Origin of the sequence: Bradyrhizobium sp. Ai1a-2 (assembly GCF_000426245.1) — a bacterium.
In the GTDB taxonomy this organism is placed as follows: Bacteria; Pseudomonadota; Alphaproteobacteria; order Rhizobiales; family Xanthobacteraceae; genus Bradyrhizobium.
The window spans coordinates 82,293-108,239 of sequence record NZ_AUEZ01000002.1 but is presented as its reverse complement, the minus strand read 5'-3'; the positions used below and the strand labels follow the sequence as shown (position 1 = coordinate 108,239).

The 25,947-nt window shown below is 62.5% G+C and carries 24 protein-coding genes; 9 read left to right on the top strand and 15 right to left on the bottom strand.

The annotated features are described in order from the left end of the window. Positions 1–11: 11 nt before the first annotated feature. From K288_RS0102040 to K288_RS0102005, 7 genes are all read left to right on the top strand, one after another. Positions 12–1,643, top strand: coding sequence for a molecular chaperone GroEL (locus K288_RS0102040; RefSeq protein ID WP_027578077.1), 1,632 nt, complete (start codon positions 12–14; stop codon positions 1,641–1,643). 312 nt (positions 1,644–1,955) lie between these two features. Then, positions 1,956–2,450 carry a hypothetical protein gene (locus K288_RS0102035; RefSeq protein ID WP_027578076.1) on the top strand — a complete coding sequence of 165 codons (495 nt, stop codon included), beginning with the start codon at positions 1,956–1,958 and terminating at the stop codon, positions 2,448–2,450. Between the two features lie 121 nt (positions 2,451–2,571). After that, positions 2,572–4,614, top strand: a complete 2,043-nt coding sequence (locus tag K288_RS0102025) for a sigma-54-dependent Fis family transcriptional regulator (RefSeq protein WP_244443032.1) — start codon at positions 2,572–2,574, stop codon at positions 4,612–4,614. A 12-nt stretch (positions 4,615–4,626) separates the two neighbouring features. Continuing rightward, positions 4,627–5,076: a hypothetical protein gene (locus K288_RS0102020; protein ID WP_027578074.1), complete on the top strand. Its 450-nt coding sequence runs from the start codon at positions 4,627–4,629 to the stop codon at positions 5,074–5,076. A 26-nt stretch (positions 5,077–5,102) separates the two neighbouring features. After that, positions 5,103–5,396: a hypothetical protein gene (locus K288_RS0102015; protein WP_244443031.1), complete on the top strand. Its 294-nt coding sequence runs from the start codon at positions 5,103–5,105 to the stop codon at positions 5,394–5,396. A 158-nt stretch (positions 5,397–5,554) separates the two neighbouring features. Continuing rightward, positions 5,555–6,520: a hypothetical protein gene (locus K288_RS0102010; RefSeq protein WP_244443030.1), complete on the top strand. Its 966-nt coding sequence runs from the start codon at positions 5,555–5,557 to the stop codon at positions 6,518–6,520. Positions 6,521–6,591: 71 nt separating this feature from the next. Further along, a complete protein-coding gene (locus tag K288_RS0102005) occupies positions 6,592–6,774 on the top strand; it encodes a hypothetical protein (RefSeq protein WP_027578071.1) in 183 nt (60 codons plus the stop codon). A 7-nt stretch (positions 6,775–6,781) separates the two neighbouring features. Here the strand turns inward: K288_RS0102005 and K288_RS0102000 are convergent, their stop codons facing one another. Genes K288_RS0102000 through K288_RS0101975 form a run of 6 tightly spaced genes read right to left on the bottom strand, consistent with a single transcriptional unit; the run spans position 6,782 to position 12,989 of the window. After that, positions 6,782–7,816, bottom strand: a complete 1,035-nt coding sequence (locus tag K288_RS0102000; RefSeq protein ID WP_051334303.1) for a tripartite tricarboxylate transporter substrate binding protein — start codon at positions 7,814–7,816, stop codon at positions 6,782–6,784. Beyond that, positions 7,809–8,948, bottom strand: a complete 1,140-nt coding sequence (locus K288_RS0101995) for a mandelate racemase/muconate lactonizing enzyme family protein (RefSeq protein ID WP_027578069.1) — start codon at positions 8,946–8,948, stop codon at positions 7,809–7,811. Before K288_RS0101995 ends, K288_RS0102000 begins: the two co-directional genes overlap by 8 nt. A 9-nt stretch (positions 8,949–8,957) precedes the next feature. Beyond that, positions 8,958–9,920, bottom strand: a complete 963-nt coding sequence (locus K288_RS0101990) for an NAD(P)-dependent oxidoreductase (protein ID WP_027578068.1) — start codon at positions 9,918–9,920, stop codon at positions 8,958–8,960. Further along, positions 9,913–10,764, bottom strand: a complete 852-nt coding sequence (locus K288_RS0101985; RefSeq protein ID WP_244443046.1) for a fumarylacetoacetate hydrolase family protein — start codon at positions 10,762–10,764, stop codon at positions 9,913–9,915. The genes K288_RS0101990 and K288_RS0101985 overlap by 8 nt, the downstream gene beginning before the upstream one ends. Positions 10,765–10,824: 60 nt before the next feature. After that, entirely contained in the window at positions 10,825–11,964 is a 1,140-nt protein-coding gene (locus K288_RS0101980; RefSeq protein WP_027578066.1) for a mandelate racemase/muconate lactonizing enzyme family protein, read from the bottom strand. Positions 11,965–12,020: 56 nt separating this feature from the next. After that, entirely contained in the window at positions 12,021–12,989 is a 969-nt protein-coding gene (locus K288_RS0101975; protein ID WP_027578065.1) for a tripartite tricarboxylate transporter substrate binding protein, read from the bottom strand. An 81-nt stretch (positions 12,990–13,070) separates the two neighbouring features. Between K288_RS0101975 and K288_RS0101970 the strand changes: the two genes are divergently transcribed. Further along, the gene (locus tag K288_RS0101970) at positions 13,071–13,796 is read left to right on the top strand and encodes a GntR family transcriptional regulator (RefSeq protein ID WP_152535345.1); all 726 of its coding nucleotides are present in this window, start codon (positions 13,071–13,073) and stop codon (positions 13,794–13,796) included. Between the two features lie 232 nt (positions 13,797–14,028). Here K288_RS0101970 and K288_RS0101965 read toward each other — a convergent pair whose 3' ends face one another. The 3 genes from K288_RS0101965 to sdhA all read right to left on the bottom strand — a co-directional run bounded on the left by K288_RS0101965 (position 14,029) and on the right by sdhA (position 19,428). Then, positions 14,029–16,728 (bottom strand): cache domain-containing protein, encoded by a 2,700-nt coding sequence (locus K288_RS0101965; protein WP_244443045.1) that lies wholly within the window; start codon positions 16,726–16,728, stop codon positions 14,029–14,031. 260 nt (positions 16,729–16,988) lie between these two features. After that, on the bottom strand, positions 16,989–17,297 hold the full coding sequence (locus K288_RS0101960) for a hypothetical protein (protein ID WP_027578062.1): 309 nt from the start codon (positions 17,295–17,297) through the stop codon (positions 16,989–16,991). Between the two features lie 334 nt (positions 17,298–17,631). After that, positions 17,632–19,428: a succinate dehydrogenase flavoprotein subunit gene (sdhA, locus tag K288_RS0101950; protein ID WP_027578061.1), complete on the bottom strand. Its 1,797-nt coding sequence runs from the start codon at positions 19,426–19,428 to the stop codon at positions 17,632–17,634. A gap of 302 nt (positions 19,429–19,730) precedes the next feature. On the opposite strand from sdhA, the gene K288_RS0101945 reads away from it, so the two are divergent. Then, a complete protein-coding gene (locus K288_RS0101945) occupies positions 19,731–20,675 on the top strand; it encodes an alpha/beta hydrolase (RefSeq protein ID WP_027578060.1) in 945 nt (314 codons plus the stop codon). 58 nt (positions 20,676–20,733) lie between these two features. Here the strand turns inward: K288_RS0101945 and K288_RS0101940 are convergent, their stop codons facing one another. Genes K288_RS0101940 through K288_RS0101915 form a run of 6 tightly spaced genes read right to left on the bottom strand, consistent with a single transcriptional unit; the run spans position 20,734 to position 25,936 of the window. Further along, positions 20,734–21,057: a 2Fe-2S iron-sulfur cluster-binding protein gene (locus tag K288_RS0101940; protein WP_027578059.1), complete on the bottom strand. Its 324-nt coding sequence runs from the start codon at positions 21,055–21,057 to the stop codon at positions 20,734–20,736. After that, positions 21,054–22,769 (bottom strand): FAD-binding protein, encoded by a 1,716-nt coding sequence (locus K288_RS44385; RefSeq protein ID WP_043159197.1) that lies wholly within the window; start codon positions 22,767–22,769, stop codon positions 21,054–21,056. Before K288_RS44385 ends, K288_RS0101940 begins: the two co-directional genes overlap by 4 nt. After that, complete coding sequence (locus tag K288_RS0101930; RefSeq protein ID WP_043159194.1) at positions 22,766–23,476, bottom strand: ABC transporter ATP-binding protein; 711 nt, start codon at positions 23,474–23,476, stop codon at positions 22,766–22,768. The genes K288_RS44385 and K288_RS0101930 overlap by 4 nt, the downstream gene beginning before the upstream one ends. Beyond that, entirely contained in the window at positions 23,473–24,225 is a 753-nt protein-coding gene (locus K288_RS0101925; RefSeq protein ID WP_027578057.1) for an ABC transporter ATP-binding protein, read from the bottom strand. Before K288_RS0101925 ends, K288_RS0101930 begins: the two co-directional genes overlap by 4 nt. Further along, entirely contained in the window at positions 24,222–25,058 is an 837-nt protein-coding gene (locus K288_RS0101920; protein ID WP_043159192.1) for a branched-chain amino acid ABC transporter permease, read from the bottom strand. The genes K288_RS0101925 and K288_RS0101920 overlap by 4 nt, the downstream gene beginning before the upstream one ends. After that, on the bottom strand, positions 25,058–25,936 hold the full coding sequence (locus tag K288_RS0101915; protein WP_027578055.1) for a branched-chain amino acid ABC transporter permease: 879 nt from the start codon (positions 25,934–25,936) through the stop codon (positions 25,058–25,060). Before K288_RS0101915 ends, K288_RS0101920 begins: the two co-directional genes overlap by 1 nt. Positions 25,937–25,947: the final 11 nt, after the last annotated feature.

The window sequence follows — 25,947 nt, the reverse complement described above, 5'->3', positions numbered from 1 at the left end:
AGTGAAACGCAATGCCGAAAGTGCTGCTACATGACATAGAAGCGCGTCGCGCTCTTGCGCGCGGAGTCCAGAAGCTTGCCGCCGCGGTCGAATCGACGCTCGGTCCAAAGGGCATGAACGCGATGGTCGACCGGCCCATCGGCACGCCCATTGTGTCACGCGATGGCGTCACCATCGCCTCCGAAATCGAATTGCCGGATCGTTTCGAGAATATGGGCGCACAGGTGGTGCGCGAGGTTTCGATGCAGACCAACGAAGTTGCCGGCGACGGAACGACGACGGCGATGGTGCTCGCAAACGGCCTGATTCAAGGAGGCGTTGCGGCCCTGGAGCGCGGCGCCAAGGCGGTCGATCTCTGCAAGGGAATCGACCGGGCCGTCGAGGTCGTTGTCGAGACCCTGAAGAGTTCGGCAATTGGCGCATCGGACCGCAAGACGCTGCAGGCGGTAGCGACGATCGCTTCGACCGACTCTCATCTGGGCGGTCTCGTTGCGGAGGCGGTGGAGCGTGTCGGCAAGGACGGCATCATCAGTTCCGATTATGGGCTGACGACCACTACGACGCTCGAAGTCGTTGAAGGCATGTCGTTCGACCGCGGTTACATCTCCCACCACATGGTGACCGATGTCGAGAAGATGGAAGTGGTGCTGGATCAGCCCTATATTCTTCTGACCGATCTCAAGATCAAAACGCCGGGCGAGCTGTCGGCGGTGCGCGCGGCGGTCGCCTCGACCGGGCGGCCGCTAGTTATCGTCGCTGAAGAGATTGGGCCCGAAGTCGTCGTTACGCTGCTTGGCGATGGCAACCGCGGCAAGATCCTGGTGGTCAATCCTCCGGACTATGGCCATTGGCGCAAGGCGATGATGGACGATCTCGCCATCATAACCGGGGGACGGGTGATAGCTCGCGAGCTTGGCGGCAAGCTGGAAGAGGCCGGCCTTGCCGATCTCGGCACCGCGCGGCAGGTTCGGGCTGGTGCGCGCGAAACGGTGATTATTCGCGGCGGCGGCGACGATGCGGCGATTGCGGCGCGGCGCCAGCAGGTAGCCAAGCAATACGATCTGGCGCCACCGAACATCGAACAGGACAAGCTGAAGGAGCGGCTGGCGAAGCTCTCAGGCGGAACGGCCGTGATCCTTGCGGGTGGCGTCACGCCGGTCGAGCAGAAGCGGACGATCCAGTTGATCGACGATGCGCTCAGTGCGGCGCGTGCCGCAGCCGAAGAGGGCATCGTGCCGGGTGGCGGCGCCGCATTGGCGCAGTGCGCGCCGGTGGTCGTGCGTACACTCGGCAACGTCAATGGCGACTTGGGCGAGGGCATCAAGTTGGTGCGCGAAACGCTATCGCGCCCCGCCGCATTCATTGCGCGGAATGCGGGCTATGATGCGGAGAAAGTCGTGGCCGATCTGCTGAGCGCGCCGGCGGGCGTCGGGTTCGACGCCGCCAACGGTGTATTCATCGACATGGTTTCAGCCGGCATCGTCGATCCGGTCCGTGTGACCTATACCGCGCTTCGGAACGCGGCTTCCGTCGCCACGCTGGTGCTGACCACCAACACGCTTGTTGCCGACGTGCCGGAGTACCTCGATCCGACACAAGGACCGGCACTGGGCGGAGGGGCCGAGAAGCTTGGACGCGCTTGAGGCATGTGTCCGCGGTCCGTGTTCCGCCGCGCCGTCCACGGATCCGGCGAGCGGGATATTGCGGCCAGATACTCAGTTCTATTGAGAAACCGAGTGCCCAGCGATGCGCGGATCGAACGTCGCGGCATCGAAATCATCACCGGGGAAGGAGAGGCTATGCGTAAGCACGCTGCGGCGTAATCTTTGTGGTCGAACGATTGGACGGTGACAACTATCTAGAACGGGCTACAATCTTAAAAGCTCCGGCGTGAGCCGAAGGAGGCGATGCACAAGCTTCCGCGGCCATCCGACCAACCGGGGCGGGAGGAAAACATGGTCCACATCATTTCCAAGCGCGACGTTCCGCACCGGGAAGAGGTGGCGGCGAAGGATTTTATTCAGAAGAACCGCACGAAGATCGACGCGGTCGCCAATCATCTGACGGGTGGGCACTGGCAGCAGTTGCGCAATCCCGCACCTCCTCCGCAACCCCAGCCATCAGGCAAGGTCTGGTTGACGCCGCCAAGCCGCCCTAGGGAAATGGAACCCTATGTGCGGATCAGTCTTAACGGCCGTGTCGTGATCGCTGATCTCGCGTCGGGGCGGCAACTCCATTTTGTCGGCGAATTGCGTGGAACGGGCCAATCGCGGTACCTCGCTCTGGCGACGCGCGAGAATGGAATCTTCGATCCGCTGGATGCGGAGCTCTGCAAGGCTCTCGCCGACCTTGAGGGAGTGAGCGTGCCCGACGAAGCGTCCGAGGAGTGCCTGGAACAGGTCATCGCAGGTCGTCTCGGGTTGGATGCGATCGCCAAGAGCGTCGAATGATCTCTGCAAAGCAGGCCTGTCGGGATGAAGATCCCGATCAGGTCCGGCTCAGGTCGTTTCTGTCGATCGGGTTGCTGTTTGCCAACATACGTATGGTGCTCCAATGCTGACGGAAACGCTCATGGCTAAGCCGCCGTTTTCCCTGGAAGGCTACAAGGTGCCGGGCGCCACGGACACAGAGCAGGGGCGGCCATACGATGAGGGAGAGACCAACAGGGCGTGGGAAAACTTTCTGACGTTCGGAGACCTCAGGCGCGAGAACGCGCCGGTGCGAGGCGTCATTGAGGATTCCTGGCAGCGCAGCGTCAAGTCCGGGGTCAATGCTCATTGCAAGGGCAGCAATCTCGTCGCCTCGCCGGATGATCTCTATGAGCTGCGGCTGAAGAATGATGACTTGCTTGGTTCGAGCGCGGAGACCTTCCGTCGCGTCGCGCAGGTGCTGGGCGACGCAGCCACGATGGTGGTCATCACCGACAGCAATGGCGTCGTGCTGGATGTGGGGGGCGATCAGCGGACGATTGATGCAGGGCACGATATTCGCCTCGAGATCGGCGCTGCGTGGGGCGAGACGGTCACCGGCACCAACGGCATCGGCACAGCGCTCGTCACAGGAAAACCGGTTCATGTCCATGCTGCCGAGCACTTTTCCGAGGGCATCAAGGCATGGACCTGCGTCGGCAGCCCCATTCGCAGTCCGATCGACGGCCGCATCATCGGCATTGTCGATTTCTCGGGACCCCAGGCGATCTTTCACCGGCACAATGTGGCGCTGGCGGTCGTCGCGGCGAATCATATCGAGCTTGCTCTGTCGGAGAAGATTCGCATCGAGAGGATGCAGCTGCTTGAGGCCAGCATCTCTCGAATGCCCGGGATGAACAGCGCGGACGGCGTCGTAATTCTCGATCGGTTCGGCAGGGTCGTTCATCACAACGACATGGCGTCGGTTCGTTGGCGGCGGATTGCGCAGTCGCAGGACCTGAGCATCGGAACACAGCTGGTCCCGACCAGCGAGGGCTTTTTGGTCAAAGACCTTGCCAGGGGGCTGCCTGAGGAACTGCGCGAGCAGCGGATTGAGCCATTGGTGGTCGACGGGGTGGTGAAGGGCGCGATGCTGGTGCTTGCATCGAGGCCGCGCGCGAACCCTGCTGTATTCCAGATGTCGCCGACGGCCCACGTGGCAGTCATGTCGGCCAAGGAGGCGATTGTAGGATGCAGTGAAGCATTGCTGCAAACCGTCGAGAAGGTTGAGCGGGCGGCGCTCGGCCGGACGGCAATCCTGCTTGAGGGCGAGACGGGCGTCGGCAAGGAACTATTCGCACGTCTGGTCCACGCGGCCAGCCAGAAGACGGGCAAGGAGCCCTTCGTTGCCTTCAATTGCGGTGCGGTATCGAAAGAGCTTCTCGGCGGCGAATTGTTCGGGCACGCGCCAGGCGCGTTCACCGGCGCCACGCGCGAGGGGAGGCCCGGACGGTTTGAATTTGCCAATGGCGGCGTGCTCAGCCTCGACGAGATCGGCGAGCTGCCACTGGATCTGCAGCCCTATCTGCTCCGTGTGCTGGAGGAGCGCGTGGTATATCGGCTCGGTGACAGCAAGCCGCGCCCGGTGGACGTTCGGCTGGTAGCGTCGACCAATCGGAATCTGAAGCAGGAAGTGGCGGAAGGACGTTTCCGAAAGGATCTGTATTTCCGGATCGGTGTCGTCAAATTCATCATCCCGCCGCTGCGCGAGCGCACGGGCGACGTCGAGGTCCTGATCGATCATTTCAATAGACAGTTCGCTGCGACCTACAGCACCGAACCGCTGCGTTTCGAGGCAACCACGATGGAATTGCTGCGGCGCTATAGCTGGCCGGGAAACGTGCGCGAGCTGCGCAATCTGATCGAGAACCTTGTGCTGATGACGCTCACCGGCATAGTCACTCCCAGGGACCTGCCGGAGGATTTCCGGGAAGCCGCGGCTCAGCAACTTCAGGCGCGTTTGCCGGCGGAGCATGGCCCGACGTCGGGAGAGGGCGAGATCGCGCGCTTCGACGAAATGGAGCGTCGTGCCATCGAGAGGGCCGTCGCAAACGCCGGCGGCAATATTGCCGCTGCCGCCGAAAAGCTGGGGCTTTCGCGCGCCACGCTGTATCGCAAATTGCATCAATACCGTTCGCGGACCTGAGGACGGGTCGGCATGGCAACTGTTTGGGAAGAACAGAGGGGCGAAGGAGAGCCGGTCGCCGCAGCAACGCTGGCGTCGCAGATCCTTGCGCGCGCGGACAGCGACGTAACCTTCATGGTGCACCTGGTCGGCGAAAGCCGAGATCTCCTGGTGCGGCATTTCATCGTGTTCATCGAGACCGAACTCGCAAGGCGCGGCGTCAGTTACGGCGCACATCCGCTGTTGCGTCCCTTCATCGAAACGCATGCACGCGAGCTGACCGATTTCGTCTTGCAGGGTATCGGCTTGCGGCATCAGTTCGGCCTGCAGGCCCTCGAGACGATGGCCGGAGATCCGGCGCGGTTGCTGAGGGTCGATCTGTGGGACTCGCTGCAATCTCACATCAATGATGCGCAGCGACACTTCGTATCTGATGTCGGTGGCCTGCAGCGAATCCTGGTTCAGATCGAGACGGACGCATGAGTGGTGATCCTCAGACCCTCGTCGAAATGCTGAAGCAGCGGCTGCTGGTCGTTCAGGAGATCTCGTCCGCCCAATCGCGCAACCTTCTGAACCGTCAGCTTGGCGGCGGGGCGGAATTCGAGATTCAGCGGATCGAGCGGGAGATGGCGGCGACGGGCACCTCGCATGCGCTTACCAAGGCCCTCGAGGACGCACGCGGACGCTTGCAGAATGCAAATGCCGGAATGGCGGCGTGCGACGCTCATTGCGCAGCGTTGGAGCAACGCCTCGAAGAACTGGACAGGTGGATTGCCGCCGCAGGCGAGTCTATCCGAACGTGAGGCGATCGATGGACACGATGGAAGCAGAGACCGTAGCGCTCTATGAATTGCTAGGACGGCACTGGACGGTCGGCGCGCCCGTCACCAGTGTGGCGTTCGATCCTGCGGAGCAGGCGGTTGCGTTCGCGCTCGCCGATGGCGCGTTGGCAATAGCTCCCGTGACCGACATCGAGCCGCCACAAGATCGCTGCCGCGTCGCGCTCGACGGCGGCCGGACAACGATTTCACCGCGACGGAAACCGGTGCCACCGTTGACGAAAGTCGCGATCAGCGATGCTCCGTTTCATCTCGCCCCGATCGGGACTTCGGGCTTTATCGCGAGCGATCGCAGCCGGTTGCTCAACGTGTCGGCAACCGGTGTCACGCATCTGGCAGCAAACCATGGTTCGGCGATTGATCTCGTCGTCCCGGTGCAGGCTGGGGGCATTCTGGCCGCTTCCGGCGGGTCGGTCATATATTACGATTCTAATGGCGACGTCGGCTGGCTCCAGGAGCGCGCGGGAGGAAACGCATCGGCAATGGCCGTGTCACGGGATGGTCGGCGCTTTGCGGTGGGAGCCGACAGTTGTCTGCTCATTCGTGCCTTCGGACCACGACCCGAGCCGACGGCTTCATTCGAGATAGGGTCAATCTCGAACCTGTCATGGAGCCCTGACGGAAGCTGGTTGGCCATGTCCGTCGCAAGAACGGGCGTCCTGTTAGTGCGCCTTGCGGATGCGCGGATCGTCCGCATTCCCGGCTATCCTGCGAGAGTTGCGTCTCTTTCGTGGAGTGCGGACTCCCGCATCCTTGTCACGAGCGGAGGCTATCGGATGATCGCATGGGACGTTTCCAGCCTCGGCGACGCTCGCGAACAGCCGATCAATCGCGCGACCGGCCGCGCCAGATTCGTCCTCGTCGAGGCGGTGGATATGCACCCGGAGCGTCAGCTGGTCGCAGCGGGTTACGGCGACGGCATGGTCGTCGTTGCCAGGATCGGAGAACCCGACGAGCTGGTCGTCAAGCCGCCCGGTCGAGGCCCTGTCCACGCCTTGCAATGGTCCCACGATGGTCAGCATCTTGCATTCGGAACAGGCGACGGGGAGGCGGCGATCGTGACGTTTCCCCCGCACATTTTCAAATAGCTGGACCCGGTCCAGACAGCTTGATCCGGCTCGAGACGGAGAGCCTTGCCGCTATCATCAGGAGGGACATCATGACAGGCACCCGATCGCCGACAGAAGCCGAAAGCAAGGATCAGTTCTTCAAGGAACTGGCGGAGCTTTCCGAGCGAATGATCGCCGCGCACGGAAAGGAGTTTTCGATGGGCGCCCTGGTGCTGGCCGCAAGGTTCATCGCCGAGAATAAATCTTTCGAGCGAAGCGCAGTGACACAGTGACGTGCACTCACTCCGGCTGAATATTGGCGTCCTTGACGACCTTGGCCCACTTCTGGATTTCGCTGCGAATGTGATCGGCGAACTGCGACGGGGAGCCGCCGACGGGGTCGACGCCCTGCTCCTGGAATCGGCGCTTGACGTCGTCCATCCCGAGGATCGCATTGAGTTCTGAATTCAGTTTGCGGACGATCTCCGGCCGCATCCCGGCCGGCCCGACGATGCCGAACCAGACCGTGACCTCGTAACCGGGAACGCCAGCTTCCGAAACCGTCGGAACGTTTCCCGCAAGCGTCGAGCGAGCCGTGCTGCTGACGCCGAGTGCGCGCAACTTTCCGGCATTAACCTGGGGCAGCACATTTGGCGTGTTGTCGAACGCCGCATCGATGTGGTCGCCGAGCAGATCGTTCACCATCGGTGCGCTCCCCTTGTAAGGGACGTGCACGATGTCGATCCCGGTTATGCTCTTGAAGAGCTCCATCGAAAGGTGGTTCGACGAACCGATGCCCGTCGACCCGTAGGAGACCTTGCCGGGGTTGTTTCGGGCGTAGTCGACGAAATCCTTGACCGTATGGATCGGCATGTCGGGTCTTACGACGAGAAGGTTCTGTGTCTGACCTGCAAGAATCAGCGGCGTGAAATCCTTCACTGTGTCGTAAGGCAGGCTCTTGTAAATGCTCGGGTTGGAGCCGAACGGAAACGCCACGCCTAGGAGTGTGTATCCGTCGGGTGCGGATTTCGCGACTGCGTCGGTCCCGATCAGCGTGCCGCCACCCGGCCGGTTCTCGACGACGACGGGAACGCCCCATGCCTCCTGAAGTTTTTGCGACACGATCCGGCCCAGCGTGTCGTTGAACGCGCCCGGTGGGTAGGGAACGATGTAGCGGATCGTGTGGCTGGGGTAGGTGTCCGGATCGGCCGTTGCAGGCGCGACAGGCGTCTGCGCGGAGGCCGCGCCCGTCAACAGAAGCAGGAACGCGCCGCAGGCGAAGTAAGCAAGACGCGTGGCGCGCGATTTGACTTCAGCCTGCAGCGGTTCAGACATAGCAGGGGCCCTCGATCAGCGGATGCGCGTTGATGAAAGCCTCGTTGATCTCGACCCCGAGGCCAGGTGTTTCAGACGGTTTGACGCAACCCTCGGCGTCAAGCTTGTAAGGGACGCCGCCGACCTCGTCGCGGAACGGATTGTGCTTGGCGACGTCGCCCTCGAAATAGCCGGGGGCATCGACGGCCGCGAGCACGTTGATGGTTGCCGCCATGTTGATGCCGGTCGCGGAGGTGTGCGGATTGAAGGACAGCTTCCACGCATAGGCCATCCCGGCGATCCGCATCGCCTCGGTGACGCCGCCGGTCTTGGACAGATCCGGCTGCACAAAACTGACGGCGCCATCCTCGATCAGGCGGGTGAATTCGAAGCGCGTATAGTGGTTTTCGCCGGCCGCCAGCGGCGTCGAGCCGAGCGAGGCGGCGGTCTGGTACGAACGATAATCCTGCGCCGGGAACGGTTCCTCGAGCCATCCGATCTGCAGCTCGTCATAGGCGGGCATCACGCGACGCACGTCATCGACAGTGTAGCCGGTGTTGGCGTCGACCAGAATTTCAATGCTATCTCCGACTGCCTCGCGCACCGCCGTGGCGCGGGCGACGTCGTCGCGCGGATTGTCGCCGACGCGAAGCTTGATCGCCCGGTAGCCCTGCGCGACGTAGCCCAGCGCCTCCTGCGCCAGCGACTCCGGCGCCTGCCATCCGAGCGAGATGCCGCCCGCATAGGCCTTGATCGGCTTTGAGGCGCCGCCGAGCAGTCGGTACAGCGGCCAGCCCGCGGCCTTGGCGCGGATATCCCACAACGCCAGATCGAGGCCGCTGAGCGCCATTGCGGCGGCATAGCCCATGCCGTGGCTCGCCAACTGCATCTGGTAGACGCGCTGCCAGACGCCGACCACGTTCATCGCATCCATGCCGACGACCAGTTCGGAGATCGTGGTGTCGATCAGCTTGGCGATCGCACCAGGGCAGCGGCCGTGATGGGCTTCGCCCCAACCGACAAGGCCTTCGTCCGTCGTGACCTTGACCAGCACCGCGTCGCGCTTCACCGCACGGCCGATGCCCAACCGGACGTTCTGGCCCTGCGGTACGGGATAGGAGATCGGGACCGCCTTGATCGATGTGATACGCATTGTGAGACCTCAGACCGCTTTGTGTTCGGGATTGACGAGATTGAGCGGCTGCTCGCCGCGCAGGATTCGAAGCATTTCTTCAGCCGAGCCAACTGCCATCGCACGGCCGCTGGTGGCGGTGATCCCCGCGGTATGCGGCGTCAGCAGCAGATTGGGACAATCGAACAGCGCGTCGTCGGGCGGGAGCGGCTGGACATCGAACACATCGAGCGCGGCACCGGCGAGCTTGCCTGAGCGCAGCGCGTAGATGATGGCGGCCGTGTCGATCACCGCGCCGCGCGAGACGTTCACCAGGACGGATTGCGGCCGCATATGCGCCAGCAGATCATGGCTGACGAGCCTGCGGGTCTCGTCGGTCAATGCGCAGCAGACCACCACGGCGTTGCTCCGTGCAAACAGCTCCACGAGCGTGACTTCCTCGACATCAGGCGGCAGCGATCCTTTGCGGCGCGACGTGCCGAGCACGGTCATTCCAAAACCGTTGCGCGCGATGCTGGCGATGCGGCGCCCGATCGTTCCGACGCCGAGGATGCCGAGCGTGGTTCCGCTCAACTCGGTAAGGCTGTCTGCCATCGCGCGGCTGGTCGCCCAGCCTTCGGCGCGCATCATCGCATCCACGCGCTGCAACGGCCGGCGCAGATGCATCAAGGCGGACATGACGTATTCGGCCACCGCGTTGGTGTTGCTTCCGGGCAGGTTCGCAACCGCGACGCCGCGTGCGGTGGCAGCTGTGACCGGGATGAAGTCGAGACCGACGCCGTGACGGACGATACCTTTGAGGCGCGGCGCATGATCGACGATATCGTCGGGCAATTTCGCGCGCACGATGATGCCGTCGGCGTCTGCAGCCCATTGGCGCAGCGTCTCCGGTCTGGTGTCCGGCGCGACGATCAGCCGAACGTGCGGGATCAGGATCGCCTCGCCGTCGCGGTGCATGGCGTTGGTCAAGAGGACGACGGGTTTCTCAGGCATCTGGTGCGGGCCCCTCGATGATCGGATTTTGCAGGCGGCCGAGCCCTTGGACCTCGACCTCGACGGTCGAGCCAGGTCTGAGCCATGCCGGCGGCTTGTGCAGCCCGGCCACACCGGCCGGCGTGCCGGTGGCGATGATGTCTCCGGGTTCGAGGGCCTGTTGCCGCGACAGACAGGAGACGAGGTCGGCGACATCGAACAGCATGTTCGCCGTTGACCCGGACTGTAGCGTGCGGCCATCCACTTTCAGCGTCACGGTAAGCGCGTGCGGATCCGGCACCTCGTCGCGCGAGGCGAGGTATGGTCCGAACGGGCCGAAGGTCGGGTAGTTCTTGCCACGGTCGAAATGGCCGTCGGCCTTGATGATCTCGCTCGCACTGACGTCGTTGAAGCAGCCATAGGCGACCACGTGATCCAGCGCACGCTCTTTGCTGACGTTCTCGGCGCGCGTGCCGATCACAGCCGCGAGTTCGGCTTCGTAGGTGACGCCGCCGATCGTTGCGGGCAGCACGATGGGTTGTTCCGGCCCGATGATGGTTCGCGGTGCTTTCATGAACAGCACCGGTTTCTCGGGCGGCGCCATGCCGCGCTCGGCCAGTGCGTCGCGGTAGTTATGCGCGATTCCAAAAATGCGCCGCGGCGCCGGCAGCGGAGCCATCAGCGTGACCGCTTCGCGCGAAAGCCGTGCCGACGCGGCAGAGCCGTGCATGCGAATGCGTTGCTCCACTTTAGTCAGGCCGGCTTCGATCAGAGCCTGCATCTGTGGTGCCGCGCCGCCGAGGGTTTCGCGCATCGCCGGATGCGCAAGGTCGACGATCGTTTCTGTGCCGTTGTCCAGCAACACGCCGGCGCGCGAAAAGCCTTGCTCGCTGAAGGTGACGAATTTCATGAACGGGCCATTGGTTCACGCCACGCGGTAACGATCGATCACGCCGCGATCGACCTCGATGCCGAGTCCGGCGCTGGTTGGGACAGCGACCTTGCCCTTGACCTGAACGATCGGTTCGATCGCCAGGTGATCGCGGAACGGGTTTTCCTCCTGCTCGAATTCCAGCATCGGTGGCATCGGAAACAGGCTCGGCGGCTGGTTGGGGATCGATGCCAGGAAGTGGATGGTGGCGGCAAGGCCGACTGCAGAACCCCACGCATGGGGCACGCATTCCACGCCATGCGTTGTAGCGAGGGTCGCGATCTTCTTGCATTCAGTGATGCCGCCCGCGGCGCAGACGTCGGGCTGCACGATGTCCATCGCCTTGCGCACGATGGCGTCGCGAAAGCCCCAGCGGGTAAATTCGTTCTCGCCGCCTGCGACCGCCATGTCGAGCGCGCGCGAGACCTCGACATAGCCATCGATGTCTTCCGGCGAGATAGGCTCCTCGAACCACTCGATGTCCAGATCTTCGAGCTTGCGGCCGAGGCGGATCGCCGCTGATACGGAGAAGCAATGATTGGCGTCGACCATCAGCTTGATGCCGGGGCCGATCGCCTCGCGTACGGCTTTCACGCGCTCGAAGTCACGCTTGACCGATCCAAGCCCGATCTTCATTTTGATCGCCTTGAACCCGGCCTCGACGTAGCCGGTCGCTTCTTCGACAGCTTCGTCGACCAGCCTGTTCATGTCGGTGAAGTAGAGCCCGGTGGCGTAGGCGTCGACCTCGGTACGGAAGGCGCCGCCGATCAGCTTGTGCAATGGCTTGTTGCAGGCCTTGCCGATAATGTCCCAGAGCGCGATGTCGATGCCGCTGATAGCCGCGATCGACATGCCCTTCGGCCCGTAATCCTTGATCCGGTTGTAGAGATCTTCCCAGATCACCTCGACGTCGAAGGGATCGTGACCGATCACGCGCGGGGCAAGCTGGGTTTCGATAAAGGCTTTTGCGACCGCCGACGGGCCGTAGCATTCGCCCCAGCCGACGATGCCGTCACTGGTTTCGATCTCCACCAGGCAGGTGCCGCGTGTCTTGTAGAGCCAGCCGCGCGAGGAGGTGAAGGGACGTTGCACCGGAGCGGCGACGACGTGACAGGTGATCTTCTTGATGGACAAGCGTGTGGACCTTGGTTGGAGAGGGTTGGGACAGAACTGGGCAGGATGCCGCCGCGTTATTCCTTCGGAAAGACCTGCGACGCCACGGTGCCGAGCGCCGCTGCGATGCTGTCGACGTCCTTGGTCAGCGCATCGCCGGTGAGGTCGTCGACGAGGAACGCATTCTTCTTGGCGAATTCCTTGAAGCGCGGATCCTGAATGGCGGCGCGGAATGCCGTGATCAGCTTGGTGCGGACGTAGTCGGGGAGGTTTGCGGGACCAACGACGTAAGCCATCTGGACGACGGGGCCGTAGGGAAAGACGTCGTAGCCCTTCTCCTTGAAGGTCGGGACGTCCGGAAACATCTCCAGCCGCTCATTGGCGAAGATGCCGATCGGCTTGAGCAGGCCTTCTTGGATCTGGCCAAGCGTTTCCGACGGCTTCAACACGCCGGAATCGACGTGCTGGCCGAGCAGGTCGGCCACCACTTTCGATCCGCCGGTGTAGGGCACGTTGACGAAGTTCACGCCCGCCGCGCGTGCGGTCATCGAGGCGAAGATGTGGTTCAGATTGTAATTGCCGGGGGTGCCGATCGTGACCTTGTCGGGATTGCCCTTCATGTACTTGATGAAGTCGTCGAGCGATTTCTGCTCGGCCTTGGTCGAGACCAGGAGCATCAACGGGTCGGTCGAGACGCGCGCGATGTGGGTGAACTGAGCATTCGTCAGCGGCGCCTTGCCCTGCGCCATCAGCGCCAGCGTCGAACTGGTCCCCATGCCCAGCGTGTAACCGTCCGGCGCTGCGCTCGCGACCCGGCGCATGCCAATCACGCCGGTCGCGCCGACGACGTTTTCGATGACGATCTTGATTCCATGCTCGCGCAGGATCGGGTCGAGCGCCCGCGCCGCGACGTCATTCGAGCCGCCGGCGTTCCACGGCACGATGAAGGTGATGTCTCGCTGGGGATAGCTCGACTCACTGTGGCTGGCGGGCGCCTGGAGCAGCGGGATCACGGCTGCCAGGGCCATTGCGGCGACTTTTCGCATGCTTGTGTTTCCTCCCGTTTTGTTGTTTGTTATAACAAACATCGTCGGTGCGTCAAGACGGGGCGCCTGGATGAGGGGGATTTGCGCGACGTCGCGCGCCGCGATACCGAGCGTTGTATGACGGCATTGAAACGAATCGAGCGTGAACCGCTGTGGGACCTCGCACACGCGCAGTTGCGGGATGCGCTGCTGGCCGGGCGGTTCGAGCCCGGCACGGTCTTGACCTTGCGCTCACTGGCCGAAAGTTTCGGGACGTCGATCACGCCGGTACGCGACGCCGTCACCCGTCTGGTAGCGCAAGGCGTGCTGCAACAGGGGCCGCGCAATTCCGCGATCGTGCCGCATCTATCCCGCGGTGAGCTTTCGGACCTGACGGTCGTGCGTTGCGCTTTGGAAGGCCGCGCATCGCGGGAGGCCGCCTTGCGCCGGCATGACGACGCCACGCTGCGAAAGCTGAAAGAGCGGCTCTCGACGATGCAGTCGCTGATCGCTGCACGCAAGCTCGAGAGCTACCTCGAACATCACCGCAAGTTTCACTTCGGCATTTATGCGATGTCGGGCATCCCGCTGCTCGTCGAGACCATCGAGAACATGTGGCTGCGCTGCGGGCCGGTGCTGTCCTTCGTGATCCCCGAATATGTGGTCCTGCTGAAGGGCTGGGATCATCACACCGCGGCGCTGAAGGCTATCATCGCAGGTGACGCCGATGGCGCCGAGCGTGAAATCGTCGCCGATATCAGTGAAGCTGCGCACTACCTCGCGAGTCTTGCAGATTCGACGGGACAATTGAGGCGACCGTCCGGCTAGAGCATGATCCGGAAAAGTGGAGACCGGTTTTCCGAAAAAGATCATGCTCAAACAAAGAGCTAGAGCGTGATGACGATTCGAAGAAAAGTCATCACGCTCTAGTCACTCGCAGCTGCGCGCGGCGCTCTACGGTGTCGCCACAGGAGACGCTCCAGTCGGATTTTTCCCGCGGAACGCAAAGTGAAGCCCTTCGATCAGGCACCACCTTCACTCAGTGCGGTTCGGGCTGCGCTCATGCTTCGCGCAACATCGAGCGCAGACGCCGGGCCAGGTCTGCCAGGCGGAAGGGCTTTTCGACGATTGGAAACTCACCGACCGCATTGTGTCGTTCCAATACATCTGCCGCATAGCCGGAGGCGAGAAGGATTCTGATATCCTTTCTCAGCTTCCTCGCTTCGCGAGCAAGCTCGACCCCGCTCATTCCGTTTGGCATCACGATATCACTCAGCAAGAGCTCAAAACCTTGACCGCTCTGGAGTATCCGGAGCGCGTCCATGCCATTCCGGGCGCAAGAAACGCGATAGCCGCACGTGGTCAGCATAGCTGCCGTGGCCTCCAGCAGATCCTCATTGTCTTCAACGAGCAGAATTCGCTCCGTGCCGGTCGGTATGGCCTGGGGTTGAGTGCACGCTGGTAGAGCTTCGCCCGCTTGTACAGCCTTCGGTAGGTACAAATCGATCGTAGTTCCGACTCCGGGCGCGCTGTTGATCGCAATATGTCCGCCGGACTGCCGAACAAAACCGTAGACCATGCTGAGCCCGAGTCCTGTACCCTTCCCGACATCCTTGGTCGTGAAGAATGGCTCAAACACGCGATCCCGCACGTCCGGGGTCATTCCACAGCCGGTGTCCGCGACGGACAGTCTCACATACGATCCGGGCGGACAGCCGGACATCGAGCTCTTGTCCTGGACTATGTTCCGGGTTTCGATCTGCAGCACACCTCCATTGGGCATGGCATCGCGTGCATTCAGGGCCAGGTTGAGGAGAGCGGTCTCCAAAAGAGAGGGATCAACACGACACGTCCATAGTTCTTCATCGAGCAGCAGCTCGACTTCGCATCCATTGCCGACGGCTTGGCGGATGATTCCCTGGAATTCGGAAAGGAGTCGATTGGCGTTGACCAATTCCGGCTTCAATGCCTGCCCACGGGAAAAGGCGAGAAGTTGTGTCGTAAGCTTCGTTCCTCGATGGACGGAGCGTCGCGCCGCTGCGGCGTATTGTCGGATCTTGCCAACATCCGCGGCATCCTCGATGAGTTCGAGGTTCGCGGAGATCACCGTAAGCAGGTTGTTGAAGTCGTGTGCTACGCCACCGGTGAGTTGGCCGACGGCCTCCATCTTCTGGCTCTGATGGAGCTGCTCCTCCACCAGGCGGTGAGCCTCCACCGTCTGCTTGTGATCGGTGATGTCTCGAAGGAAGATCGCAAGGCCGTGGCTCGAGGGAAAGGCATTGATTGTGTACCAGGCCTTCATTCGCCGGCAATACATTTCGATATAGAACGGCCGTCGCTCTGACGTTGCCTCCTGCATTTTCTTCAAGGCTTCCAGATCGGCGACGACCGGAAAGGCTTCTGAAAGGGGCATGCCGATGATGTCCCGGCCGTGGGCGACACTTTCCGAGGCCGGTCCATTGAGATAGCTGACCCGCCAGTCCCCATCGACGATGAGCACGCTGTCGGTGGTGCTCTCGAAGATCATCGTGATCCGAGCGGCGGCCTCCTCGGCTCTCTCCTTTGCTTCGGACAATTCGTGCTCACGGCGTTCGAGCGCGTCGGCCATGGTGTTGAAGGCGTCGGCCACCCGCACGATTTCGGATGTTCCTTCGACATCCACGCGTCGTGCGAGTTCGCCGAGCCGCCACTGGTTTGCGGCATCGACCAGCTGCCCAAGCGGGCGATGGATAAACCGCCGAGCACCCAACGAGGTCAGGCTCAATACCAGTGCAGTGCTCAGCGCGATCAGGAAGATGCCTCGCTGCGTGCCGTGCTGGATCTCCGTGAATGCCCGGGCTTTGTCGAGGCCGAAGGCAATGACGAGCCCCCCATCGTGCAGGATCGAATAGCCGACGATGCGCTCCACACCATCGAGGTCGGTGATGTTGACGGTGCTCCGATGGTCAGGCTTTCGATCGTTATCCTCGGAGATCCTCCGGCCGACAAAGCGGGCGTTGTCAGGATAACGGGCCAGGTACGTGCCGTTCCGATCCATGATCGCAAGTGCAGCCCCCGGCGGCACATCCTGCTGCGCGATGGAGTTGGCAAGCCAGTCCAGGCCGAGAGCCGCTATGACGACGCCGCCGAGCCGGGCATCGTCGCCATAGAAGGGCAACGCAAAATGAAGGACCCTGCGGCCGGTCTGCCGGCCGATTGCGAACTCGCCGACTGTGAATTTGCCGGTTTTCAACACGTCGGCGAAGTAGGGTCTTCCCGCCGCGGTCGATCGCTTGTAACCATTGTTTGTGTCACAGAAGGCGTCGCCGTTCGTGTCAACCACGATGAAGCTGATGAACCCCGGATATCGTCGCATGATCCTGGCGAGGTAGGCCGTGCATCCCTCCGTGTCCTTTGCCTTTATCGCCGGAAGCTCCGATAACGCGATCAGGGCTTGATGCATTCCCTGGATGATCTGCCGCTGTTCCGCCGCGGCAAGCTCCGCCAAGTTGAGCGCCTGGTTTTGCACTTCGACCTGGCGCGCGCGACGCAGTTGAAATTCATTGTAGGCTTGTATTGCGATCGCTGGGATCAACGCGATGGCCACCAGCACGAATAGGCGTGATAAAAGGGTCACTTCCTTCCTTGCCTTCTGCCGCGATCCTGCAATGCCCGCCGAGCCAGAGGCGCTCTGATTTCGATCGCTGGCGAAATCCCGCCGGCGATGTGCAGGACAATCATCCTGATCGCGACCTTGTTTATAACGTTGTGTAAATGTCACTTCGGACAAACGCTTCTGTCTCCGCCGCACGGGATGACGTTCATTCCACCTCCTCGCGCTCGCCATGCAAGGACGCTGCCAGATGCGCCTGCGCTGTCTTCAAATGTTGGCAAGCTCTGCTACCGGATCATGACTCGACCAGACTGAGCGGTTACAGATGTAACGGAAGCAGCGGCCGGGAACCCTGGTACCGGTGGTGGTCGCCGCCGGTCCGTTCAGGCTCAGCGCTGTGTGGGTCATCCGGCGTGTAGCAGATATGACTAGTTCTCGCAGCCCGACCTCATCCCAGAATGACACCGGCGGTGCTTGAACGCCGTCAGCGCGACTACGACCGCACAGCACAGCGCGTTGAACCCGTTGGTCAGGGCCAGCGAGATGTCTCCGAGATTGGAGAAGGAGTAGACGGCCGTCGATCCGTTCGCAGCAGTCCAGAGAAACCAGGTCGAATAGGAAATGGCTGAGGCGCCATTGGCATCGTGCGCGATCTTGTAGATCTGCGGCAGATAGGAAACGATCCGCAGCGCGTTGAAGAACGTGAACAGGTAGTAGGCAACATCCGAAAACATCATTCGTGCACCCGGTTCTCGTCCGATCTCGTATCGAGCTCTTTCGTGAAGCGCTCCGTCGGTTTTGCGGTGCGCGGCTCATCGATTCCTGTGCTTGCATGGAATCTTGACCAATTCTGCTACCGCATCATGACGCGTGCGAACTGAGCGGCTACATCCGTAATCGATGCGCGTTTTCTGATCCCGCGGGTCTGATTGGGGGCAGGATGATAGCCTATCGACAGGCGTGAATTCTGCCGGTCAGCCGATCGTTCTTACAAAGCCGCGCAGGTGTCGTGCCAGAAGTCGTGACGGCAGGGCACTCAAAGACATGGTCTTTGAGCGTCAGGTCCTCAAATCAGTACACGCGCTCTTTTGGCGGGATTGACTGCACCTCGTTTGAGAGGGGCTGCAAATGCACGGGCCTGTAATCGAGATGCGTGCGGCCATCATCATCGAGCCAGCACAAGGTGTGTTTCAGCCAATTTTCGTCATCGCGCTTGGGGAAATCTTCCCGCGCATGGGCGCCGCGACTCTCCTTGCGGCCGATCGCCGAATGAAGGCTGACGTTCGCCTGCGCGAGCATGTTATCCAGCTCGAGCGTTTCGGCCAGATCCGTATTGAAGATCATCGTGTGATCGGCCACCCCAATATCATCCCGCATCTTGGCGATCACCTCGTCAAGTTTTTCCAGACCTTCGTCCAGCAGAGCGCCGGTGCGGAACACGGCGCAGTACTGTTGCATGGTGCGTTGCATGGCCAGCCTGATGTCGCCGGCGCGAGCCTCACCCTTCGACCACCTGATACGATCGAGACGCGCGATGGCACGGTCGGTCGCCCTGTCGGGCGCCGGCGCGTGGCCTTCCAGAGGACGCAAGGTCTCGATCGCGCGGTGAGCGGCCGCGCGTCCAAACACGATGATGTCGAGCAGCGAATTGGAGCCAAGGCGGTTCGCGCCATGCACCGAAACGCAAGCCGCTTCCCCGATTGCCATCAGTCCTGGCACGACCATTTCCGGATCGCCATGGCGAGAGGTGATGGCTTCGCCATGCAGATTGGTCGGAACTCCGCCCATGTTGTAATGCACGGTTGGCAGCACCGGAATTGGTTGACGTGTGACGTCGACGCTCGCGAAGATTCTTGCGGTCTCGCTGATGCCAGGTAGACGTGTGTGCAGGAGCTCCGGGTCGAGGTGCTCCAGATGCAGTTCGATATAGTCCTTGCGCGGACCGCAGCCGCGCCCTTCGTTGATCTCGATCGTCATGGCGCGGCATACGACGTCGCGTCCGGCGAGATCCTTCGCGCTCGGCGCATAACGCTCCATGAAGCGCTCGCCCTCGGAGTTGGTGAGATAGCCGCCTTCGCCGCGCGCCCCTTCCGTGATCAAACAACCGGAGCCGTAGATGCCACTCGGGTGAAACTGCGTGAATTCCATGTCCTCGAGCGGCAATCCGGCCCTCAGGGCCATCGCGTTGCCGTCGCCGGTAGAGGTGTGTGCGGCGGTGCAGGAGAAGTAGACGCGGCCGTAACCACCGGTGGCCAGCACCGTGCGGTGAGCATTGAAGCGGTGGATGGTCCCATCCTCCATGTTCCATGCCAACAGGCCACGACAGGCGCCGTCATCATCCATCAGCAGGTCCAACGCGAAATATTCGATGAAGAACTCCGTGCTATGGGTCAGGCACTGCTGATAGAGCGTATGCAGGATGGCGTGGCCGGTCCGATCGGCGGCCGCACAGGTGCGCTGGGCCATCTGCTTTCCGTACTCGATGGTCTGTCCGCCAAACGGACGTTGATAGATCAGCCCATCTTTGGTGCGCGAGAAGGGCACACCAAAGTGCTCCAGCTCCAGCACCGCAGGCACAGCTTCGCGGCACATGTATTCGATCGCGTCCTGGTCGCCGAGCCAGTCGGAGCCCTTGACCGTGTCGTACATGTGAAAGCGCCAATCGTCGCCATCGCCCATGTTTCCAAGCGATGCGGCCATGCCGCCCTGCGCGGCGACGGTGTGGCTACGGGTCGGAAACACCTTTGTGACGCAGGCGGTCTTGAGACCTGACGATGCCATTCCGAGTGCTGCACGCAATCCGGCGCCTCCAGCACCGACGATCACCACATCATAATTGTGGTCGATGATTTCGTACGCCTTGGCCATTTTGCCGTTCTCCGAAATTTGCGAACTGGCTTTCTCCGACTGTTCTCGCCACGCAGCCCAATATGGCATCGAGCGGGCCAGATTCCATCAGCCTGGCCATGACAAAATCCATCCTGGCACAGAGAGATTTTCGATATCGCCGGATGAGATGATACGTATCTGATTATTTGAATTTTCAGGATGGAGATCGGACCTATATTCAGCGATAGCGATGGAAAACGCCGTCGCGTCGCTGTTTGGACGACTTGTGTCTTCGCGCGTCTCGGTCGCAATCGACCAATCGCCTTGCTGGAGGTACGAATATGAAACTCCCAACCGTCCTGTCGACCGTCGCGGCGCTGGCCATCGGCCATGACGCGGCCCAGGCCGCGGCTCTGCCGTCGACTTCGGCGACGATTACGTATCATCGTACTGAGGTGGATGGCGTCGGCATCTTCTACCGCGAAGCGGGACCGAGCGATGCGCCGACGATCGTGCTGTTGCACGGCTTTCCGTCCTCCTCGCGGATGTTCGACACTTTGCTTCCGCTTCTAGCCACGCGCTATCATCTGATCGCGCCCGATTATCCGGGGTTCGGTCACAGCGAAGCGCCGCCGCCCTCGCGTTACGCTTACACCTTCGACCATCTCGCTCAGACCACCAACGCGTTGCTCGAGCAGCTCAAGATCGGCCGCTATATCCTGTATCTGCAGGACTATGGCGGCCCGGTTGGCTATCGTATCATGGCGGCTCATCCCGGGCGGGTGCGCGCGCTGGTGATCCAGAATGCGAACGCTTACAAGGAAGGACTCGGCGCCAAATGGAGCGGCATTGCGCAATATTGGGCCGATCGTGGTGCCCACCCGGAGCAGGTCGACGCTTTCACCTCGCTGGAAGGCGCCAAGGTCCGTCACATCGGCAACAGCCCCAATCCCGAGCGTTACAATCCCGATACATGGACCGATGAATATGCGTTCCTGTCCCGACCTGGGCAGCGCGAAATCCAGGCGGACCTGCTTTACGACTATCGCACGAACGTGGCTTCCTATCCCGCATGGCAGGCGTTTCTGCGCGAGCACAAGCCGCCGACGCTCATCGTGTGGGGACGCTATGATCCATCCTTCATTGCCCCGGGCGCAGAGGCGTTCCGGCGCGACCTGCCGGACGCCGAGCTTCATCTGCTGGACGCCGGTCACTTCGCGCTCGACGAGAAGGTCGATGAGATAGCGGGTCTTATGATCGACTTCCTGTCCAGGCACTCCGAATAGAGATCCGCGCGAGCGGACGGCCGTGCCTGCATCAGGAAGCGGGCGGTTCTAAACGCGACTACAGGCGCTCGTCCGGCGGTGCGATTTCGGTGACGAGGTCTCTTATCAGCGCTTTCTTTGGCAGGGGCGCCAGCGTCATGACGCCCTGTTTGAGGCGCACGGTGCAGGCGTAGTCGACTGTGCCGTCAATCAGCATCATGCACTCTTTGCACGCGTTGGCGTTGATGCAGGAGTACCGATAGGCGAGGGTGGGGTCGATCAGTCGACGTACCATGCGAAGGCCATCGAGCACGGATTGGCCCGGCTCGAACGCGACGTCGAACTCTTCGAACCGCGGCGTTTCCCCGGCGCTGCCGCGCCGAATGCGCAGAGTTGTCTTCATGCCACTGGCCTTCCATTGGCCGGCGCGATCCTGCGCAGGCTGATACCGCCTTGTGACAGGCTGATGATCTGGTTGACGCACCAGTCCTCGGATAGTCTTGGTTGGTCTTCCCGTTGGTGCGCGCCGCGGCTTTCGCTGCGAGTCAGCGCAGCTTCGGCAACTGATCGCGCGACCAGGAGCATGCTGCGAAGGTCGAGCCAGTCGACCATCGTGGTGTCGAATGCTGCTCCGGTCGAAAGCGGAACATTGCCGATCTCCTGGCTGAGTTGCAGGATCGAGGAAAGCGCCGAGCGAAGCTTGGCTTCCGTCCGGAAAGGACCGACCTTGTCGGCCATCACCGTCTGCAGCCCGGCAATGGCGGCCGAAGGATTGGGCGCATCGCGTTTTGTCGCGCTGCGCAGCAGACCAAGCACGGGGCGAGCCGCCTCCGCTGACCAGCACAGGTTTCGTGCCTTGGCTCGCTCCGCGGCGTTGAACCCGGCGCGCGCGCCAAAGACCAGCGCCTCGGTAATCGCATTCCCGGACAGCCGGTTGGCGCCATTGGCGCCGCCCACCACCTCGCCGCCAGCGTAAAGTCCCGGTATGCGCGTCTGCAGCGTCTCGTCGACCCGAACCCCGCCCATGGTGTAGTGGGCGATCGGCGCGACCTCGACGTCCTGTCGGGCAAGGTCGATGCCGTTGGCAAGAAGACGATCCACGACGGGTCCGAATGCGCGGCGTATCTCCGCCTCGGGTACGTGCCGGAAGCTGAGATAGGCGCCGCCCGCCGGGCTGCCGCGACCGGCCTCCACTTCCTTGGTAATCGCATAGGTCGCGAGATCGCGGGTCAGGACATAGCGGCCGTCGCTGCGCGAATCCTCGCTCGCATAGGTCGTCTCGAACTCCTGGCGTTCAGAGTTGAGCAGCCTGCCGCCTAGCTTGTAGCGGAACGGATCCCACATGATCGGATCCATTCCGATCAGACGTGGTGCCAGATGGCCGATCGGGAAGAATTGAACGAACTCCATGTCGATCAACTCCGCTCCGGCGCGCAAGGCCAGCGCATAGCCATCGCCGGCCATGTTGGCGGAGGCGCTGTTGCGACGATAGAGACCGGTAAGGCCGCCGGTCGCGATGATCACGGCCTTCGCGGCGAGTGTCACCGCGCGACCAGTCGGCAGGTGCAGCGCGACTGCTCCGCAGGCCTCGCCATCTTGTACCACGATATCGACAATCGCGAGATCGCCGATCAGGCGCACACCGCTCGCACTTTTCAGCCGGGTGCGCAGCGTCTTCGAGACCGCGGGGCCCGTCGAGAGAAAATCGACGTAAGCGCAGCGGGGACGGTCGTGGCCCGGTGCCTGGGCCTGCTTGATGTGGCCGTCCTCCCGCGCCCAACCCACCTTCCACTCATCCATCTCGCGCAGCCGCTGCGGCCCGTCCTCGCAAAGCAGCGCGGCGAGGCGCTCGTCACACAGGCCGCGGCCCGCCGCGAGTGTATCCGCCAGATGGTATTCCCAATGATTGGGCGTCTGTTCGCCAAGCGCAGCCGCCACCGTCATTTGTGCCATCACCGTGGCGCCGCCGCGACCAATCAGGCTGCGGTCGGCGAGAATGACGGACACACCAGCACGCGCAGCTTCCAGCGCCGCGTACATGCCGGCGCCGCCGGCACCGATCACGAGCACGTCGGTCTCGAGATGCGTCGGGCTGGAGTTCTCGACTGAATTCAACCCGGTCCTCCCAAGAAGGCGTCCGAGACAGCGGGATCTTCGATCATCTTCTGCGCCGGGCCCGATGCTACCACGCGGCCGGTCTCAAGCAGATATGCCCGGTCCGCCACCTTCAACGTCTGGCGCGCCTTTTGCTCGACCAACAGCACCGACAATCCTTCGGCGCGGGTCTCGGCGATGACGCCGAAGAGATAGGCGGTGGCTTGAGGCGCAAGGCCGAGCGATGGTTCATCCAAGAGCAGCAGCCGTGGTTTCGACAACAACGCGCGCGCCGTCGCCAGCAGTTGCTGCTCGCCGCCGCTGAGCAGGCTGGCCGCGTTGTGACGCCGCTGGCCCAGGATCGGAAAGCGCTCCTGCATGCGCTTGAGGTCGGCGCTTGCCTGGCTCTTGTCAGCGCGGGTGTAGATCCCCATCGCCAGGTTCTCCTCGACCGTCATGCGTCCGAGAATGCCGCGCCCCTCGGGCACCAGCACGATGCCGCGGCGAACGTTGCGTTCAGCGTCGTTCGGCCTGAGCTTTTGGTCCTTGTAGACGATCTCGCCCTGGAACGGCAGTAGGCCTGCAATCGCCCGGGCGATCGTGCTCTTGCCCGCGCCATTGGCCCCGAGCAGCGCGACGATCTCGCCTTCGGCGACGTCGATGTCCACGCCGCGCACCGCGGTGATGGCGCCGTACCGAACCTGCAGCCCCCGTGCCGAGAGTATCATTCGTCCTTACCGAGATAGGCGTCGAGGACGCGAGGATTCGTTCGGACTTCGCTCGGCGCGCCCTCCGCGATCAGCACGCCGAAATCGAGCACGTAGAGATAATCGCAGAGCCGCATCACGAAGTTCATGTCGTGCTCGATGAGAAGGATCGTCAATCCGGTTGCGCGAAGCTTCAGCATCAGTTGCCGGACTTCTTCGGCCTCGTCATGATTCATGCCGGCCACGGGTTCGTCGAGCAGCAACAGTTTCGGCCGCGCGGTGAGGCCACGCGCCATCTCCACCCGGCGCTGCAATCCGTAAGGCAGCGACCTGGCGGTGCGGTCGCGCAGGCCGGTCAGGCCGAAGAACTCCATCACCTCCTCAGCGCGCACCTGCGCGGCGGGATCGCCCCAGCCGACCGGCAGCAATCGGCGCCACCAGGCCTCGCCATGCGGCTGCGCCACGAGCAGATGCTCCCAGACCGTCATGCTCGGGAAGAGGCGGATATTCTGGAAGGTTCGCGCAATGCCCTCGCGCGCGATTCTGTGCGGAGGCAGGCCGTTCAACGCCGTGCCGTTCAGGCGAACAACGCCGGAATCGGCGCGATAGGCACCGGTGATGACGTTGAACAGCGTCGTCTTGCCGGCTCCGTTCGGACCGATGATGCCCACGATCTTGCCCTCAGGCACGCCGCTGGTCACGGCGGAAAGCGCATGGATGCCGCCGAAGCTTTTCGTAACGTCGTTAAGTTGAAGGAGCGGCGCGCTCATGATGCCGCCTTCCGGAAGGCAAGCCCGCGCAACAGCGTGCGGTCGACGATGCCCTGTCGGCGCACCAGCAGCACCAGGATCAGCAGCGTGCCGAAGGCAGCGAGGCGCCAGTCCGCGATCGGCCGCAGGAACTCGGGCAGGAAGACCAGCAATATCGCGCCGATCAGCGAGCCGAGCCCGAGCGTGGAGCCGCCGAGGATGGTCGCGAGCACGAAATCGATCGAGCGCTCGAAGCCGAAATTGGCGGGCTCGATATAGACATGGTGATGGGCGAACAGCCCGCCGGAGATCGCAGCAACGGCCGCGCCGATCCCGAACGCGCTGACCTTGATTGCCACGGTATTCAGTCCGACCAGTCCTGCGGCGGTCTCGTCGTCGTGTACGGCCTGCATCTCGAGCCATACGCGCGAGCGCTCGACGAGGATCAGGACCACGAGGATTCCGCCGGCCCACGCCCAGATATAGCCGACCGAAATGTGCGCCATGCCATGGAAGCCGCCGGACCCGCCCATTGCCGCGAAGTTGATGAAGAAGCTGCGCATCATCTCACCGAAGCCGAGCGTGGCCATCGCAAGATAGATTCCCTTCAGCCGAAGTGCGGGGAAGCCCACGATCACGCCGATGATGCCGGCCGCGATCGCCGAGACGATCAGCGCCGGCGTGACCGGCATGCCGAGTTCGACCGTGAGGTAGGAGCTCAGATAGGCGCCGATCGCCATGAAGGCCGCGTTGCCGAGCGACAATTGGCCGGTCGCGAGAATGATGTAAACGCTGAGCGCGCCGAGCAGCAGGATGCCGGCTTCAGCGAACAGGCTGGCATAATAAGTCGACATCACACGCGCTGGCCCTGGTCGGAACGCACGCCGCCGAGCAGGCCTTGTGGGCGCAGCAAAAGGATCAGAATCATGAAGCCGTACACCACGAAGTCGCGAACCTGCGAGCCGCCATAGGCCACTGTCAGCACCTCGACCACGCCGATCAGGGGACCCGCGAGCAGCGCGCCCCAGATGTTGGTGGTGCCGCCGATCACCATCACAGCGACCGCCTTCAGCCCGATCTCGACGCCAAGATATGGCGTGATGGCGCCGTAATGCAGAGCGATCAGGACGCCGGCAACGCCGGCGAGCGCGCCTGATAGCGCGAAGGCGAACAAGGTCAGCCGGTCCGCCGAGACGCCGAGCAGCCGCGACACCTCGCGGTTTTCAGCGACCGCGCGCAGCGCACGGCCGATGGTCGTCCGCTGCACGGTGTAGGCGACCAGCGTCACCAGCACGATCGTGGCGCCGACAACGATGAGCTGCATCTCGCCGATATTGACCGGGCCGAGCGTATACTGTCGCCCGAGATATTCGTCAGGCAGCTGCAACGGGTCGGAGCCCCAGACGTTTGTCGCGACGTTCTGCAGGATGATCGAGAAGCCGAGCGTGCTCAGCATCGGCGTGACAACCGGAGCGCCGCGCAATGGCTGATAGCCGATCTTCTCGATCAGCATGGCGGCAATGGCGGCGCCCGCCATGCCGCCGAGCACGGCGACGGGAAGGGGAAAGTTCGCGGCGATCAGCGTGAATCCGAAATAGCCGCCGATCATGAAGAGTTCGGCGATCGCCAGATTGAGGATGCCGAGAATTCCCATCACGATGGAGAACGACAGCGCCAGCAGCGTATAGATCGCTCCTAGCGTGAGGCCGTTCACGAGTTGCTGCCACAGCATGAAGTTATCGT

Excerpts from the sequence above, each read along its gene's own strand:
- K288_RS0102040 (WP_027578077.1), top strand. The coding sequence starts at position 12 with ATGCCGAAAGTGCTGCTACATGACATAGAAGCGCGTCGCGCTCTTGCG.
- K288_RS0102035 (WP_027578076.1), top strand. The coding sequence starts at position 1,956 with ATGGTCCACATCATTTCCAAGCGCGACGTTCCGCACCGGGAAGAGGTG.
- K288_RS0102025 (WP_244443032.1), top strand. The coding sequence starts at position 2,572 with ATGGCTAAGCCGCCGTTTTCCCTGGAAGGCTACAAGGTGCCGGGCGCC.
- K288_RS0102020 (WP_027578074.1), top strand. The coding sequence starts at position 4,627 with ATGGCAACTGTTTGGGAAGAACAGAGGGGCGAAGGAGAGCCGGTCGCC.
- K288_RS0102015 (WP_244443031.1), top strand. The coding sequence starts at position 5,103 with ATGCTGAAGCAGCGGCTGCTGGTCGTTCAGGAGATCTCGTCCGCCCAA.
- K288_RS0102005 (WP_027578071.1), top strand. The coding sequence starts at position 6,592 with ATGACAGGCACCCGATCGCCGACAGAAGCCGAAAGCAAGGATCAGTTC.
- K288_RS0102000 (WP_051334303.1), bottom strand. The coding sequence starts at position 7,816 with ATGTCTGAACCGCTGCAGGCTGAAGTCAAATCGCGCGCCACGCGTCTT.
- K288_RS0101995 (WP_027578069.1), bottom strand. The coding sequence starts at position 8,948 with ATGCGTATCACATCGATCAAGGCGGTCCCGATCTCCTATCCCGTACCG.
- K288_RS0101990 (WP_027578068.1), bottom strand. The coding sequence starts at position 9,920 with ATGCCTGAGAAACCCGTCGTCCTCTTGACCAACGCCATGCACCGCGAC.
- K288_RS0101975 (WP_027578065.1), bottom strand. The coding sequence starts at position 12,989 with ATGCGAAAAGTCGCCGCAATGGCCCTGGCAGCCGTGATCCCGCTGCTC.
- K288_RS0101960 (WP_027578062.1), bottom strand. The coding sequence starts at position 17,297 with ATGATGTTTTCGGATGTTGCCTACTACCTGTTCACGTTCTTCAACGCG.
- sdhA (WP_027578061.1), bottom strand. The coding sequence starts at position 19,428 with ATGGCCAAGGCGTACGAAATCATCGACCACAATTATGATGTGGTGATC.
- K288_RS0101945 (WP_027578060.1), top strand. The coding sequence starts at position 19,731 with ATGAAACTCCCAACCGTCCTGTCGACCGTCGCGGCGCTGGCCATCGGC.
- K288_RS0101940 (WP_027578059.1), bottom strand. The coding sequence starts at position 21,057 with ATGAAGACAACTCTGCGCATTCGGCGCGGCAGCGCCGGGGAAACGCCG.
- K288_RS0101930 (WP_043159194.1), bottom strand. The coding sequence starts at position 23,476 with ATGATACTCTCGGCACGGGGGCTGCAGGTTCGGTACGGCGCCATCACC.
- K288_RS0101925 (WP_027578057.1), bottom strand. The coding sequence starts at position 24,225 with ATGAGCGCGCCGCTCCTTCAACTTAACGACGTTACGAAAAGCTTCGGC.
- K288_RS0101920 (WP_043159192.1), bottom strand. The coding sequence starts at position 25,058 with ATGTCGACTTATTATGCCAGCCTGTTCGCTGAAGCCGGCATCCTGCTG.
- K288_RS0101915 (WP_027578055.1), bottom strand. The coding sequence starts at position 25,936 with ATGCTGTGGCAGCAACTCGTGAACGGCCTCACGCTAGGAGCGATCTAT.